The sequence below is a fragment of the Schumannella sp. GW821-FHT10F01 genome, assembly GCF_058809295.1.
Genome location: NZ_JBXASM010000007.1, coordinates 109,606 through 124,171, shown reverse-complemented (window position 1 = coordinate 124,171; position 14,566 = coordinate 109,606). Strand labels below are relative to the sequence as shown.

Genomic DNA, 14,566 nt, shown 5'->3' with positions numbered 1-14,566 from the left:
GATCCCTCAGCCGGGCATCCCGGCGAGGGCGGCCTCCGCTTCCGCTTCCGACCCCTCGGATGCGGCCGCGGCGATCGACTTCCGATACGCGACGTAGAGCACCGCGCCCGCGGCCAGCACGAGCACCTCGGTCGCGGTCATCGCCCAGATCAGCCCGGTCAGGCCGAACCAGAGGTTCCCGAGCAGCACGATCGGGATGAACAGCACGCCCTGCGCGATCGACATGATCATCGCCGCGGGCGCCTTGCCCGTCGCCTGGAAGAGGGTCGTGAACAGCCCGGTGAAGCCGTTGAACACGGTCGCGACGAGCTGCGCGGTCAGCACGACCACGCCGACGGCGAGCAGCTGCGGGTCGGAGCCGAAGGCCTCGAACACCTGCTCGCGGAACAGGAACACGGTGCCCGAGAACACGAGCACGATCGCCCCGATCCACATCGCCGCGGTGCGCAGGGCGGCGTTGAGCCGCGCCCGGTTGCCGGCGCCGAACGCGTAGGCGAGCAGCGGCAGCACGCCGATGACGACGCCCATGGTGAGGAACTCCGGCACCTGCGCGATCCGCACGCCGACGCCGATCGCGGCGAGCGCGCCGTCGCCGTGGGCGATCGCGAGGTTGTTCATGACGAGCGAGGTGACGATGAGGAAGCCGCTCATCAGCAGCTCCGAGACGCCGACGCCGAAGACCTCCTTGATCATCGCGAGGTCGGGACGCAGCCAGCGCGGCGAGAGCCGGATGGCGGCGCTACGCCGGCGGAGGAACCAGGCGTAGTAGGCGAGCGCCACCACGTTCGAGAGGCCGATGGCGGCCGCGGCGCCGGCGACGCCCCAGTGCAGCACCAGGATGAACAGCACGTCGAGCACCAGGTTCGCGATGGTCGAGGCGATGAGCCCGATCATCGAGGCCTTCGCGGCGCCCTCGGCCCGCACGAGCTGCTCGATCGCGAACGTCGCGGTCAGCACGGGGGTGAAGGCGAGCATCACGCCGACGTACGCGGCGGTGGCGTCGTGGGAGGCGGCGTCCGCGCCGAGGAGCCCGACGAGCGGTCCGAGCAGCAGCAGCGCGATGCCGCCGACCACCGCGCCGGCGAGACCGCTGCCCCAGATCACGAGCGAGCCGGTGCGGCGGATGCGGTCGGTCGTCGCGGAGGCCGTGGCGGCATCCGTCCCGGCCCGGTCCGACTGCCCCATCAGCCGCGAGACCATCGCCCCGCCGCCGACGCCGAACACGCCGCCGACGGCCATGACGAGGCCGAGCAGGGGGAGTCCGAACGTGATGGCGGAGAGCAGGGTGACGTCGTGCAGCGAGCCGAGGAACCCGGCGTTGATGACGTTGTAGACGGCCCCGACCACGGTCGCGGCCATCATCGGGATGCAGAGGTGGATGAGCGCGCGCCAGATCGGCGCGGAGGCCAGGTACCAGCGGTCTCGATTCGGCTCCGCGGTCCGATCCGGCTCCGCGGCCGGAGCTGCGGCGCCGCCCGGCCCGGGGTCGGTGGTGGTGGAAGCGGTGGTGGTGTCGTCGGTGCTCATGGCGGTTCTCCTCTCCGGGCACGGGGACGCCGGCGCGCGGGCGCGCCGGGGTGCACGCCCGGCGGGGTGCCGGGCGGCGGGATGGCGGGGCGGATCAGGCGGTCAGTCGAACGCCCGGTCGACGCGGGACAGCAGGTCGAGCAGCGTGCGCTGCTCGTCGGGATCGAGGGGCGCCAGCAGCTCGTCCTCGATGTCGGAGACCATGACGTCCCAGCCCGCGGTCATGCCGCGACCGGCCGGCAGCACGTAGAGCTGCTTGCGCCGGTCGTCGGTCGGGTCGGAGCGCCGCTCGAGTAGTCCGCGCTGCTCGAGTCCCTTGACGAGGCTCGAGACGCTGGCGGCGGTGGTGCGCGACATCTCCGCGAGCTCGCGCATGATGACGCCGCCCTCGCGGTCCTGATTGGCCTCGATGAAGCCGAGCGTGCGGCCCTGCTCGATCGTGAGGCCGCGGTCGCGGATCCACTCGTTCGAGCGCTGCATCTGCTTGAACATGATGCTGCGCAGGTGACCGCTGACGGTCGTGACCTCGGGACGCTCGCTCTCCATGGTTCGAACTCTAATAGTTAGAACTCAAACAGTCAACCTTCGAACTGATTCGGTCCAGCGTCTGCCCCGCGCACCGCACGCCGAGCGGCGGAGTCGGGACCGACGGTCGGATTTCCGGGCGGACCCGCAGGTGGCGGTGAACCTTCTGCGTGCGACACTCGTTCAATGAGCGTGCCTCCCGAGCAGTTCGCCGCCGAGACCCTCCCCGCCGCCGGTGTCGCCGACGTGGGAGAGCGGATCGTCGCGGCCGTCGAGACCGTCATCGACGGCAAGCGGCACGCGGTGCAGACCGCCCTCACCGTGCTGCTGGCCGAGGGCCACCTGCTCGTGGAGGACGTGCCCGGCGTCGGCAAGACGATGCTCGCCCGGGCGCTCGCCCGCAGCGTCGACTGCACGGTGAACCGCATCCAGTTCACGCCCGACCTGCTGCCCGCCGACATCACCGGCGTCAGCGTCTACGACCAGGGCCTGCGCGAGTTCGAGTTCAAGCCGGGCCCGATCTTCGCGAACATCATCATCGGCGACGAGATCAACCGCGCCAGCCCGAAGACGCAGTCCGCGCTGCTCGAGAGCATGGAGGAGCGCCAGGTCACCGTCGACGGCGTCAGCTACCCGCTCGCCACGCCGTTCGCCGTGATCGCGACGCAGAACCCGATCGAGATGGAGGGCACGTACGCCCTCCCCGAGGCGCAGCGCGACCGCTTCATGGCGCGCATCAGCATGGGCTACCCGGATGCCGAGAGCGAGGTGCAGATGCTCCGCGCCCGGGAGGGCGGCAGCCCGCTCGACGCGCTCCGCCCGATCGTCGACCTCGAGGGACTGCAGGCGCTCATCCGGGGCGTGCGCGACGTGTTCGTGAGCCCGGCCATCGAGCAGTACGCCGTGGCGATCGCCTCCGCGACCCGGCTCGACCACGACCTGCGACTCGGTGCCAGCCCGCGCGCGACCCTTCAGCTCGTGCGCGCCGCGAAGGCGCGCGCCGCCCTCGACGGCCGCGAGTTCGTGCTGCCGGACGACATCGACGCGCTCGCCGTGGCCGTGCTCGCGCACCGGCTCGTCGGCGTGCGGGCCCTCGGCGGCGGCCAGAACGGCGGCGTCGACTCGCTCGCCGAGGTGGTGCGCCGCATCGTCGCGGCCACGCCGGTGCCGCTCGGCAGCTGATGGCGTCCTCTCCGGCGCCGCAGCGGCGCAGCCGGTTCCGCCGGCGCACGGTCCACCTGACCCGGCGCGGCCGCGTGCTCGTCGCCGTCGGCATCATCGTGCTGCTGCTCGCCTACGCGCTCGGCTGGCGGGAGGCGCTCGTGGCCGGCTGCTTCGCGCTCGCGCTGGTCGCCGTCGGCGCGGTCTTCGTGCTGATGACCCGCCCGAAGCTCGACGTCGTGCGCGTCTTCTCGCCGCCGATCGTCGTGGCGGGCGATCCGGTGCGGGTGACGCTCGCGGTGCGGAACGCGGGCGCGCGCCCCACCCTGCCGGGCTGGTGGAACGACGGCCTGCCCTGGTGGGAGGAGGTCGCCCCCGAGCGGATGCCGGGCTTCGCCCCGGCGTCGCCGAGTGTGCGCCCTGACGGGCGCGACCGCAGCCACCTGTTCTCGTACGACCTCCACACGCAGCATCGCGGCGTGTTCACGGTCGGTCCGCTCGCTGTGGAGCACGGCGACGCGTTCGGCGCTGCGGCCTCCGTCACGGCGCAGGGCGGCCAGGACGAGCTCGTCGTCGTCCCGGTCGTCTGGCCGCTGCCGGCCGGCGCGCTGTCGACGGCGGAGGCGGAGGGCGACGCGCTCATCGTGCGCCGCCGCGTCACCGGCAACGACGACGACCTCACGACCCGCGAGTACCGGCCGGGCGACGCACTGCGCCGAGTGCACTGGCGCGCGTCGGCGCGGCACGGCGAGCTCATGGTGCGGCAGGAGGAGCAGCGCTCGTTCCCGCAGGTGCGTCTGCTGCTCGACACCCGCCGAGACGGCTACGGCGACGCGGACGCGGTGACGGCCTCGGCGTCGTCGACCGGCTCGACCGTCGAGAGCGACGTGTTCGAGAACGCGATCGAGCTCTACGCTTCGCTCGCGATGCATCTGCTCGATCGCGGCTTCGATGTGCGCGTCGAGGAGACCGGCCCGCCGCAGATCGCCGCCTTCGCCGACCGCTGGGAGGGCGGACGCCGGGAGGAGCGCTTCCTCGCGAGCCTCGCCCCGCTGCACCTCATCGACGTGCCGCGGTGGGAGACGCCGGAGCCCGCCGTCGAGCGCACCGGGCCGCTGTTCGCGGTGCTCGGCACGCCGTCGGAGGTGACGGTCGCCTGGGTGCGCCGCCAGCGCCGTCCGGGGGAGCCGGCGGTCGCGTTCCTCGGCGAGCCGGATGCGGCCGTCGCCGAGGAGCTGCGCGACACCGGCTGGCTGGTCATCGAGTCGGACGGGCACGCCGATCCGGTCGTGCTCTGGGCCGCTGCGCACGAGGAGCAGGGGGTGTGGCGTGGTCGTCGCTGACGTCCGCCGTGCGCCGGCGCCCGCGTCGCGTCCCCCGGCACCGGCCCCCGGCGCGGCCGAGCCGCCGCGCCGCCCGCGCCGCCGCGCCAATTGGACCCAGACCGGGCTGCTCGCCCTGGCGCTGCTGATCGCGCTCTACGGACTGCATCCGCTGCTGCAGGGCGGCGACTGGTGGTTCGGGAGCGCGGCCATGGTGCTGCTGGTGCTCGCCGTCGCGGCCCTGGTGCGCTCGCGGTCGCGCAGCCGGGCGCTGCCGCCGCTGGTCGGCGCGCTCGCGGCGCTCGTCGTCGTGACGCCGGTCTTCGCGCCGGGCACCGCGCTGTTCGGGCTCGTGCCGACGCTCGACACCCCCGACGCCCTGCTCGTGCTGGTGCGGCGCGGGCTCGCGTCGATCCAGGAGCAGTCGATCCCGGCGATCGCCGAGCCGGGCCTCATGCTGCTCATCGTGCTGCCGGTCGCGGGCCTCGCGGTCGTGGCGGACATCGTCGTGCTCGAGGCGGAGCTGCCCGCGTTCGCGGCCGCGCCGCTGCTCGCGCTGATGGCGGTGCCGCCGGCGGTGCAGTCCGGCCTCTCCGACGGCGTCGTCTGGTTCCTCGTCGCCGGCTGCTACCTGCTGCTGCTCCGGAGCGGGCTGCGCAGCATGCCGCGCGGCGTCGTGATCGCCACCGGCGCGATCGCCCTGGTCTGCTCGGTCTTCGTGCCGACGCTGCTGCCGCCGGTCACCCCCTCCGACTCCTCCGTCGGCAGCGGCTTCGGCGGCCGTGCGAACCCGCTGCTCGACCTCGGCACCGACCTCCGTCAGGGCTCGTCCGTGACGGTCATCGAGTACAGCACGCCGGGCGTGACCCCGTACCTGCGCATCGCGTCGCTCTCCGACTTCCGCGGCTCGATCTGGCAGCCGGATGCGCCGGCCGGGCGCACCAGCTCGCTGACGCGCATCCCGACGGCCCAGGGCCTCGGCCAGGACGTCGACCGGATCGACCGCTCGATCACCGTCCGGGTGATCGGCGTCGGCGGCCGCCGCCTGCCGCTGCCGTACCCGGCCGACCGGATCACGAACCTCAGCGACGACTGGATGCTCGATCGCGACTCGCTGACCGCGACGAGCACCGCCACCCTCGTCGACGGGCTGCGCTACGACGTCGACTTCTCGGAGGTCGACCCGACGGTGCAGCAGCTCCGCGCCGCGCCGGCCGTGGACCCGGCGGCCTTCGAGCGCTACCTCGCGGTGCCGCAGGGCATCGATCCCGTGGTCGAGCAGACCGCCCGCCGCGTCGTCGGCGACGCGGCCACGGCCTACGACCAGGCGATCGCGCTGCAGACGTATTTCCGCGACGACTTCACCTACTCGGAGCAGACGCCGGTCGACGACGGCTACGACGGCTCGGGCGTCGACGTGCTCCCCGCGTTCCTGGCGAAGAAGGCCGGCTACTGCGTTCACTTCTCGTCGGCGATGGCGGTCATGGCTCGCCAGCTCGGCATCCCGTCGCGCGTGGTCGTCGGCTACCTGCCGGGCACGCGCGACGGCAACGACGACGACGACCGCCTGCGCTACGCCGTGAGCTCGCGCGAGCTGCACGCCTGGCCTGAGCTGTACTTCGCCGGCGTCGGCTGGGTGCGCTTCGAGCCGACCGCCTCGCGCGGCGACGTGCCCTCGTTCGCCGACGCGGACGCGCCGGCGCCGGGCGCGGACGATCAGGACCCGACTCAGGCGCCGACCGACACCGCCACCCCGGATCCGACGCCGGGCGCCGACGACTCCGCCCGCCCGAGCGGCCGACCCGACTCCGCACCCACGACCTCGACCGGCTCGCCGTTCGGCTTCGGCCTCCTGATCGCGCTCGCGGTGGTGATCGTGCTCGCACTGACGCCGGCGGGCGTGCGGCAGCTCATCCGCTGGCGGCGCTTCTCGAGGGTCGAGGCGGCGCGCTACGCCGCCGCGGCGGCCTGGGACGAGGTGCGCGACACGGTGCGCGACGTCGGCCGAACCGCACCGCCGACCGAGACGGTCGGCGATCTCGCGCTGCGGCTGCGACGGCTGCTGCCCGACGAGGCCGGCGCGCTCGACCGCCTGCAGCGGGCCGTGGAGCGGGAGGCCTACGGGCGGCACCGGATCGCGAGCGTCGATCCGGACGACCTCCGCGCCGTGCTGCGCGCGATCGCCGGCACGGCGACCGTGCGGGAGCGCGTCCGCGCGGTGCTGCTGCCGCCGTCGCTGGTGCAGCGCGTCGACGCGCTCGTGCGGGTCTGAGCCGCGCCGCGGCTCGGTACGAGCCCGGGGCTCAGCTCTCGAGCGGCGCGACGGCGAGCAGCGGCCCGCCGGTGAGCGGGCTCGTCGTCCACGCGGCGCGCACCCGGTAGACGTCTGCGAGCAGCGTCGGCGTCAGCACGTCGAGCGGGGCGCCCTCCGCGACGACGGACCCGGCGGCGAGCACCACGACGTGATCGGCGGTCGCGGCGAGGCCGAGGTCGTGGAGCGCGGCGACGACCGTGGTGCCGTCGGCGGCGAGCCGCGCGAGCAGCGTCAGTGCGCCGAGCTGCGCGGACACGTCGAGGTGGTTCGTCGGCTCGTCGAGCAGCAGCAGGCGCGGCCGCTGGGCGAGCGCCCGGGCCAGCAGCACGCGCTGGCGCTCGCCGCCGGAGAGCCGGGTGATGTCGCGGCCGCGGAGGTGCTCGATGCCCGCGTCGGCGATGGCGGCGGCCACCGCCTCCGCCGACTCCGCATCCGTCGCGGCCCCGAAGCCGAGCAGGCGCTGGTGCGGGATGCGGCCGAGCGCGACGACGTCGTCGACGAGCAGCGGCAGCTCGGTCGTGGCGTCCTGCTCGACCAGCGCGACCCGGCGGGCGCGCTCGCGCCGGCCGAGCGCGCCGAGGTCGTCGCCGTCGAGCGCAGCCGATCCGGTGGCCGGGATGACGCCCGCGACGCCGCCGAGCAGCGTCGACTTGCCGGCGCCGTTCGGTCCGACCAGCACGGTCAGCCCGCCGGACGGCGCGCGGAAGGCGGCGTCGCGCACCACCGGCGTGCCGCTGAGCGAGACCCCGAGACCGCTGACCCGGAGGCCGGACCCGTCGCCGGCGCTCATGCCGCGCTCCGCCGCCGCGCCAGCAGCAGCGCGAACACCGGGGCGCCGATGATCGCGGTCACGATGCCGACCGGCAGCTCGCGCGGGTCGAAGAGGCTGCGCGCGAGCGTGTCGGCCCAGACCAGGAAGACCGCGCCGACGAGCGCCGAGAGCGGCAGCAGGGCGCGATGCCCGGGCCCGACGAGCAGCCGCACGGCGTGCGGCAGGACCAGCCCGACGAAGCCGATCGAGCCGCTCACCGACACCATGGCGCCGGTGAGCAGGGCGGTGAGGGCGAGCAGCACGAGGCGGGATCGCTGCACGCCGACGCCGAGCGAGGCCGCGGTGCGGTCGCCGAACGCGAAGGCGTCGAGGATGCGGCCCCCGGCGGCGACGGGGATGCCGACCACGAGCAGCGCGATGCCCGCGATCGCGACCTGCGGCCAGCGCGCGCCAGCGAGCGAGCCGAGCAGCCAGCCCAGGATCTCGCGGTAGCTGTCGCCGGTCACCGTCCAGAAGATGACGAAGCTCGTGATGGCGGCGGCGAGCGACGACACGGCGACGCCCGCGAGCACGGTCCGGGTGGGCGTCAGCGCACCGGTCGCGCCCGCCAGCGCGAGCGTCGCCGCGAGCGCGAGCAGCGCCCCGGCGAACGCGGCGACGGGCAGCAGCACCGTGACCCCGAGCAGGAACACGCTGACCGCGCCGAGCGAGGCGCCCGACGACAGGCCGAGCAGGTACGGGTCCGCGAGCTGGTTGCGGGTGAGCGCCTGCATGACGGCGCCCGAGATGGCCAGCCCCGCACCGACGGCCGCCGCGGTGAGCACGCGCGGGGTGCGCAGTTCCCAGACGATGCCGTCCCGCAGCGGGTCGAGCGGACTGGCTCCGAGGCCGAGGTGCGCGAGGATGCTGCCCGCGACGTCGCCGGGGCTCAGGGGCGCCGGCCCGATCCCCACCGCCACGAGCACGCTGACGACGAGCGCGACGGCGAGCACGACGCCGAGCCCGGCGGCGCGTCCGCGCCGGATCACGGGAGGTCGAGGCCCTTCAGCTGCTTCGCCAGCGACGCCGCGGCCGACACGCTGCGCACGCCCGCCTCGCTCGACGCGAACGGGAGCACGAGGTAGCGGGAGTGCTGCACGGCGCTGAGCTTCGCGGTCGCCGGGTTGTCCTCGAGCGCCTTCCTCTTCGCGTCGGCGGTGTTCCAGTCGGCGTCGATGAGGATGATCACGTCGGGGTCGGCGTCGACGATCGACTCCCAGCCGAGCGAGGTCCAGGTCTGCTGCACGTCGCCCGCGATGTTGTGCAGGCCGACCGTGTCCATCACGAGCTCGGGGGCGCCGGTGCCGCCGCCGACGTATGGGGTGTCGGAGCCGGAGGAGTACCAGAGCGCGGTGAGCCCGCGGTCGTCGGGGGTGATGGCGGCGAGCTGCGACTGCTGCTTCGCGACGAGCGGCTTCGAGTCGACGCGGAAGATCGTGCCGGCTTCGGTGATCTCGCGGAAGACCTCGTCGAAGGTCAGCTTCGCGGGCGCGTCGGCGCTGCGGCACGCCGCCGGCTGCACGTAGCTGGCGACGCCGAGGCCGGTGAGCTCCGAGCGCGTGCCGGCGGCATCCGCGGTGAACGCGCTCTCCCATCCGGAGTAGACGAGGTCCGGCTGGCGCTCCAGCACGGCCTCCTCGCTCGGCATCTGGTCGGCGATGCTCGGCAGGCCCTTCGCGTCCGCGGCCCACTGCTCGGGAACCGGTCCGTCCTGGAACGCGGTGCCGACGATCCGGTCGCCGATGCCGAGCGCGAGCATCATCTCCGTCGACGTGGACTTGATGGTGACGACCCGCTTCGGCGTGGTCGGGATGGTCTGCTCGACGCCGCAGTTCTCGATCGTCACGGGGGAGTCGGCGGTCGGCGACGCGCTGCGGGAGCTGCTCGTCGAGGCGCCGGCGCTGGCGCAGCCGGCGAGCAGGGCGGCGGCGAGCAGCGCGACGGGCGCGAGGGCGAGACGGGCGGGGCGGGACACGGGACCTCCGGTGCACGGTGCGGGGCCGCGGCATTGCCGCGGCAGGCGGGAGCGCCGGCGACGAGAGCACCGGCGGCCGTGCCGCCGAGATCCACGGCGGCGCACCGGCGCCAGGATGGCGACCGGGGGTCGATCCGATGCTAGCGCGGCCGCGCCGTCCGGCGCCGGGGCCCGGAGCGGGGATGATGGACCGGTGGGTTCATGGCAGATCGTCGTTCCGGTGAAGCCGGCCGGGCAGGGCAAGAGCAGGCTGGACGCGGACGCCGAGCTCGCGGCCGCGATCGCCCTCGACACGATCCAGGCGGCGTCCCGGGCCGAGGAGGTGGCGCGCGTGACCGTCGTCACCGCCGACGAGCAGCTGTCGTGGCGCCTCGGCGGCGACCCCCGGATCGCGGTGCTGCGCGAGGATGCCGCCGCCGGCATCGGCGCGGCCGTCTCGCTCGGCATCGACGCGCTCGAGGAGACCTCGCCCCGTGCCGTGCTGCTCGGCGACCTGCCGGCCCTGCGCCCCGAGGACCTCGACGCTGCGCTCGCGCTCGCCGCGCGGGTGCAGCGCGGCTACGTGGCCGACCGCGAGGGCGGCGGCACCACCCTCGTCACCGCGACGCCCGGCATCGAGCTGCTCAGCCGCTTCGGCGACGGCTCCGCGGCCCGGCACAGCGCGCTCGGCATCGTGCGCCTCCACGTGCCGCCGGAGTCGACGCTGCGCCGTGACGTCGACACCCGCGAGCAGCTCGACGCCGCGGCCCTGCTGGGCCTGGGCCCCGCGACGACGGCCGCGCTGGCCCGCCCCGCGACTCCGCCGGCTCAGTAGCGCGCCCCAGCGCGCGACTCTGATGCTCGGGTAGCGCGCTCTGCGCTTCACCTCGATGGCTGAGTAGCGACGAAGGAGCGTATCGAAGCCCGATACTGCAGACCCGCGGGTTTCGATACGCCCCTCGTCCCTCGGGGCTACTCAGCCGACGGAGTGCCGCGCCGCCCCACCTTCCGGCTCAGCTCCGGCAGCAGGTCGAAGCGCCCTGCGATGAGCGCCTCCTTCTTCGCCCTCGACCAGCCGTGCAGCCTGCGCTCGCACGCCCAGGCGTCATCGACCCGCTCGAACTCCGCGTACCAGACGAGCTCGACCGGACGCCGCGTCGACGTGTACGAGCCGTCGGACCCGCGGGCGTGCTGGTCCACACGATGCTCCAGGTCCCGGGTGCTGCCGACGTAGTAGGAGCCGTCGGCGCACCGCAGAATGTACGCCGCGATCACGTCCACAGGATCGGACCACGGCGACGATCGCGTCGCCGGCTGTCCACAGCCCCGCTGGCGGAGTAGCGACGCAAGTGCTTATCGGAGCCCGCGTGTGCAGACGGCGGGCTTCGATACGCGCGCTGGAGCGCGCTACTCAGCCAGCGGGGTGGACGTGCCGGGAGCGTCGATCAGCCAGCGGGGTGGACGTGCCGGGAGCGTTGATCAGCCAGCGGAGTCGGCGAGCCGCAGCGCGGCGCGCACCAGGTCGGCGGTCGTCGCCGGGTCGCGCATCCAGAGCGGGGCGGCGGCGGCGCGGATGCCGGCGGCCTCCACCGCCGGGACGAGCGCCGCGTCCTCCTCGGCCAGCAGCCAGGCGTCGAGCACGCCGCCGGACGCACGCGATCCGTACCAGAGGGCCACGGCGTCCGCGGCCGTCTCCACGCCGATCGCGGTGAGGCAGGCGTCGGCCATGCCGCGCACGACGGCGCCGTCGATGATGCCGGCCACGCCGACGACGGGCGCGGAGGTCGCCGCGAGCGCCTCGCGGATGCCCGGGATGCCGAGGATCGTGCCGATCGACACGACCGGGTTCGACGGTGCGAGCAGCACGACGTCCGCGTCCCGGATCGCCTCGACGACCCCCGCCGCGGGCCGTGACGTCTCGACCCCGACCTGCTCGAAGCCCCACGCGGGCAGCGCGGCGCGGTGGCGCGTCCACCACTCCTGGAAGTGCATGGTGCGGGAGTGGCCGGGCGAGTCGTCCGCCGCAACCCGCACGTGCGTCTCGACCTCGTCGTCCGTGGCCGGCAGGAGGCGCACGCCGAGCGGCCAGCGGGCGGTGAGCCGCGACACGACCTCGCTCAGCGGCACGCCCTCGCGGAGCCAGCCCGTCCGCGTGATGTGCGCGCCGAGGTCCAGGTCGCCGAGGGTGAACCACGGCCAGCCCGCGCCCCACTCGCGCAGCTCCGCGCTGACCCGCTCGGTCTCGCCGACCCGGCCCCAGCCGCGCTCGGTGTCGTTCACGCCGGCCAGCGCGTACATGATCGAGTCGAGATCCGGCGTGATCCGCAGCCCGGTCAGCCACATGTCGTCGCCGGTGTTGACGACGGCGGTGAGGTCCGACTCCTGGTCCTCGGCCGACGCCCACTCCCGCACGCCGAGCAGGAAGCGGGCTCCGCCGACGCCGCCGGCCAGGGTCACGATGCGCATCCGTCAACGCTAGGGGAGCGCGCCCGTGCGGCGCCGACGGACGTGGGATCTCGATCCCGGGTCTTGACGCGGAGGCCGCGGAGGTCTCCGATGAGGTTTACCCGGCCGACACATGACGAAATGCCGGGGAAACGAGCGTGGCCGACACTGACGTCAGCCCGACAGCGAGGAGCCCCATGACGACCGTCCGCGCAGCCATCACCCAGACCACCTGGACCGGCGACAAGGAGTCCATGCTCGACAAGCACGAGGGCTTCGCCCGGGATGCGGCCGCGCAGGGCGCGCAGGTCGTGTGCTTCCAGGAGCTGTTCTACGGGCCGTACTTCGGCATCACCGAGGACAAGAAGTACTACCGCTACGCCGAGCCGGCCGACGGGCCGATCGTGCAGCGCTTCGCCGCGCTGGCGAAGGAGCTCGGCGTGGTGATGATCCTGCCGATCTACGAGGAGGACATCACCGGCGTGTACTACAACACCGCCGTCATCGTGGAGGCGGACGGCACGATCCTCGGCAAGTACCGCAAGCACCACATCCCCCACCTCGACCGGTTCTGGGAGAAGTTCTACTTCCGCCCCGGCAACCTCGGCTACCCGGTGTTCGACACCTCCGTCGGCCGGATCGGGCTCTACATCTGCTACGACCGGCACTTCCCGGAGGGCTGGCGCGAGCTGGGCCTCGGCGGCGCGCACATGGTCTTCAACCCGAACGCGACGAAGCCCGGGCTGAGCAACCGGCTGTGGGAGGTGGAGGGCCCGTGCGCGGCCGTCGCGAACGGGTACTTCGTGCTGCAGCCGAACCGCGTCGGGCGCGAGGACAACGAGTACGGCGAGCTCGCGGTCGACTTCTACGGCACGAGCCAGATCATCGACCCGCGCGGCGATTTCGTGGGGGAGCGCGGCTCGGGCGAGCACGAGGAGGTGCTCATCCGCGACCTCGATCTCGACATGGTCCAGGAGATGCGCGACGACTGGCAGTTCTACCGGGACCGCCGGCCCGACTCGTACACCCGGATCGCGAAGCCGTGACGACGAGGAGGATCGGACGATGACGAAGACCCTCATCAAGAACGGCACGGTCGTGAACTCGACCGGCACCGGCGCCGCCGACGTGCTCATCGACGGCGACACGATCGCCGCGGTGCTCGCGCCCGGCTCCACGCTGCTCGGCTTCGACATCGAGTCGAACGTCGACCGCGTGATCGACGCCGAGGGCAAGTACGTGATCCCGGGCGGGATCGACGCGCACACCCACATGGAGATGCCGTTCGGCGGCACGAACGCGTCCGACACGTTCGAGACCGGCACCCGGGCCGCGGCCTGGGGCGGCACGACGAGCATCGTCGACTTCGTCGTGCAGTACCCCGACCAGCGGATCATGGAGCAGTACGCGCTCTGGCACGAGAAGGCCGCCGGCAACTGCGCGATCGACTACGGCTTCCACCAGATCCTCTCCGACGTGCAGGACTCGAGCCTCGACGCGATGGACGAGCTCATCGCCGAGGGGGTCACCAGCTTCAAGCTGTTCATGGCCTACAAGGGCGTGTTCCTCAGCGACGACGGGCAGATCCTCCGGGCGTTCCAGAAGGGCGCGTCGAACGGCGCGATGATGATGATGCACGCCGAGAACGGCGCCATGATCGACGTCCTCGTGAAGCAGGCGCTCGAGGCGGGCAACACCTCCCCGTACTTCCACGGCACCACCCGCCCGTGGCAGGCGGAGGAGGAGGCGACGCACCGCGCGATCATGATCGCCGACCTCACCGGCGCCCCGCTCTACGTCGTGCACGTCAGCGCGAAGCAGGCGGTCGAGCAGATCGCGACCGCCCGCGACCGCGGCCTCAACGTGTTCGGCGAGACCTGTCCGCAGTACCTCTACCTCTCGCTCGAGGAGCAGCTCGGCGCGGTGAGCGAGGAGTGGGGCGACCTCGAGGGCGCGAAGTGGGTGTGCTCGACGCCGCTGCGCTCCCGCGAGGAGGGCCACCAGCACCACATGTGGCAGAGCCTGCGCACCAACGACATCCAGATGGTGTCGACCGACCACTGCCCGTTCTGCATGAAGGACCAGAAGGAGCTCGGCCGCGGCGACTTCTCGAAGATCCCGAACGGCATCGGCAGCGTCGAGAACCGCATGGACCTCATGTACCAGGGCGTCGTCACCGGCCAGATCACCCTGCCGCGCTGGGTGGAGATCACCTCCACCACGCCGGCGCGGATGTTCGGGATGTACGGGAAGAAGGGCGTGATCCAGCCCGGCGCCGACGGGGATGTCGTGGTCTACGACCCGAAGGGCCACACGAGCATCGGCCTCGGCAAGGCGCACCACATGAACATGGACTACTCGGCGTGGGAGGGCTACGAGATCGACGGGCACGTCGACGTCGTGCTCAGCCGCGGCGAGGTCGTCGTCGACGAGACCGGCTACGTCGGGGCGAAGGGCCACGGGCGCTACATCAAGCGCGGCCTCTCGCAGTACCTGTCATGAGCCGC

13 protein-coding genes are annotated in these 14,566 nt (G+C 73.3%); 6 read left to right on the top strand and 7 right to left on the bottom strand.

Translation table 11 applies throughout. The features are described 5' to 3' along the window. Window positions 1-6: 6 nt before the first annotated feature. Together AC1RSJ_RS09985 and AC1RSJ_RS09980 are read right to left on the bottom strand one after the other, a co-directional pair. Window positions 7-1,527, bottom strand: a complete 1,521-nt coding sequence (locus tag AC1RSJ_RS09985) for an MATE family efflux transporter (RefSeq protein WP_493118221.1) — start codon at window positions 1,525-1,527, stop codon at window positions 7-9. 102 nt (window positions 1,528-1,629) lie between these two features. Continuing rightward, on the bottom strand, window positions 1,630-2,073 hold the full coding sequence (locus AC1RSJ_RS09980) for a MarR family winged helix-turn-helix transcriptional regulator (RefSeq protein ID WP_493118220.1): 444 nt from the start codon (window positions 2,071-2,073) through the stop codon (window positions 1,630-1,632). 165 nt (window positions 2,074-2,238) lie between these two features. Between AC1RSJ_RS09980 and AC1RSJ_RS09975 the strand changes: the two genes are divergently transcribed. From AC1RSJ_RS09975 to AC1RSJ_RS09965, 3 genes are read left to right on the top strand one after another with little or no spacing between them, the layout of a single operon-like run. Continuing rightward, a complete protein-coding gene (locus AC1RSJ_RS09975; RefSeq protein ID WP_493118219.1) occupies window positions 2,239-3,234 on the top strand; it encodes an AAA family ATPase in 996 nt (331 codons plus the stop codon). After that, the gene (locus AC1RSJ_RS09970) at window positions 3,234-4,556 is read left to right on the top strand and encodes a DUF58 domain-containing protein (RefSeq protein WP_493118218.1); all 1,323 of its coding nucleotides are present in this window, start codon (window positions 3,234-3,236) and stop codon (window positions 4,554-4,556) included. Before AC1RSJ_RS09975 ends, AC1RSJ_RS09970 begins: the two co-directional genes overlap by 1 nt. Next, entirely contained in the window at window positions 4,543-6,807 is a 2,265-nt protein-coding gene (locus AC1RSJ_RS09965; RefSeq protein ID WP_493118217.1) for a transglutaminase TgpA family protein, read from the top strand. Before AC1RSJ_RS09970 ends, AC1RSJ_RS09965 begins: the two co-directional genes overlap by 14 nt. A 31-nt stretch (window positions 6,808-6,838) precedes the next feature. On the opposite strand, the gene AC1RSJ_RS09960 is transcribed toward AC1RSJ_RS09965, so the two are convergent. From AC1RSJ_RS09960 to AC1RSJ_RS09950, 3 genes are read right to left on the bottom strand one after another with little or no spacing between them, the layout of a single operon-like run. Further along, on the bottom strand, window positions 6,839-7,639 hold the full coding sequence (locus AC1RSJ_RS09960) for an ABC transporter ATP-binding protein (protein ID WP_493118216.1): 801 nt from the start codon (window positions 7,637-7,639) through the stop codon (window positions 6,839-6,841). After that, complete coding sequence (locus AC1RSJ_RS09955; RefSeq protein WP_493118215.1) at window positions 7,636-8,649, bottom strand: putative F420-0 ABC transporter permease subunit; 1,014 nt, start codon at window positions 8,647-8,649, stop codon at window positions 7,636-7,638. Before AC1RSJ_RS09955 ends, AC1RSJ_RS09960 begins: the two co-directional genes overlap by 4 nt. Then, entirely contained in the window at window positions 8,646-9,635 is a 990-nt protein-coding gene (locus AC1RSJ_RS09950) for a putative F420-0 ABC transporter substrate-binding protein (RefSeq protein WP_493118214.1), read from the bottom strand. The genes AC1RSJ_RS09955 and AC1RSJ_RS09950 overlap by 4 nt, the downstream gene beginning before the upstream one ends. A gap of 193 nt (window positions 9,636-9,828) precedes the next feature. Here AC1RSJ_RS09950 and cofC point away from each other — a divergent pair, with 193 nt between their 5' ends. Continuing rightward, complete coding sequence (gene cofC / locus AC1RSJ_RS09945; protein ID WP_493118213.1) at window positions 9,829-10,449, top strand: 2-phospho-L-lactate guanylyltransferase; 621 nt, start codon at window positions 9,829-9,831, stop codon at window positions 10,447-10,449. A 137-nt stretch (window positions 10,450-10,586) separates the two neighbouring features. On the opposite strand, the gene AC1RSJ_RS09940 is transcribed toward cofC, so the two are convergent. Both AC1RSJ_RS09940 and cofD read right to left on the bottom strand, forming a co-directional pair. Continuing rightward, complete coding sequence (locus AC1RSJ_RS09940) at window positions 10,587-10,889, bottom strand: GIY-YIG nuclease family protein (protein WP_493118212.1); 303 nt, start codon at window positions 10,887-10,889, stop codon at window positions 10,587-10,589. Between the two features lie 204 nt (window positions 10,890-11,093). Further along, complete coding sequence (cofD, locus tag AC1RSJ_RS09935; protein ID WP_493118211.1) at window positions 11,094-12,080, bottom strand: 2-phospho-L-lactate transferase; 987 nt, start codon at window positions 12,078-12,080, stop codon at window positions 11,094-11,096. Between the two features lie 176 nt (window positions 12,081-12,256). On the opposite strand from cofD, the gene AC1RSJ_RS09930 reads away from it, so the two are divergent. Continuing rightward, entirely contained in the window at window positions 12,257-13,105 is an 849-nt protein-coding gene (locus tag AC1RSJ_RS09930) for a nitrilase-related carbon-nitrogen hydrolase (protein WP_493118210.1), read from the top strand. Window positions 13,106-13,124: 19 nt separating this feature from the next. Continuing rightward, the gene (gene hydA, locus AC1RSJ_RS09925; RefSeq protein ID WP_493118209.1) at window positions 13,125-14,561 is read left to right on the top strand and encodes a dihydropyrimidinase; all 1,437 of its coding nucleotides are present in this window, start codon (window positions 13,125-13,127) and stop codon (window positions 14,559-14,561) included. Window positions 14,562-14,566: the final 5 nt, after the last annotated feature.

Bases quoted from the DNA above. Each gene is read 5' to 3' on its own strand.
- AC1RSJ_RS09985 (WP_493118221.1), bottom strand. From the start codon at position 1,527: ATGAGCACCGACGACACCACCACCGCTTCCACCACCACCGACCCCGGG.
- AC1RSJ_RS09980 (WP_493118220.1), bottom strand. From the start codon at position 2,073: ATGGAGAGCGAGCGTCCCGAGGTCACGACCGTCAGCGGTCACCTGCGC.
- AC1RSJ_RS09975 (WP_493118219.1), top strand. From the start codon at position 2,239: ATGAGCGTGCCTCCCGAGCAGTTCGCCGCCGAGACCCTCCCCGCCGCC.
- AC1RSJ_RS09970 (WP_493118218.1), top strand. From the start codon at position 3,234: ATGGCGTCCTCTCCGGCGCCGCAGCGGCGCAGCCGGTTCCGCCGGCGC.
- AC1RSJ_RS09960 (WP_493118216.1), bottom strand. From the start codon at position 7,639: ATGAGCGCCGGCGACGGGTCCGGCCTCCGGGTCAGCGGTCTCGGGGTC.
- cofD (WP_493118211.1), bottom strand. From the start codon at position 12,080: ATGCGCATCGTGACCCTGGCCGGCGGCGTCGGCGGAGCCCGCTTCCTG.
- AC1RSJ_RS09930 (WP_493118210.1), top strand. From the start codon at position 12,257: ATGACGACCGTCCGCGCAGCCATCACCCAGACCACCTGGACCGGCGAC.
- hydA (WP_493118209.1), top strand. From the start codon at position 13,125: ATGACGAAGACCCTCATCAAGAACGGCACGGTCGTGAACTCGACCGGC.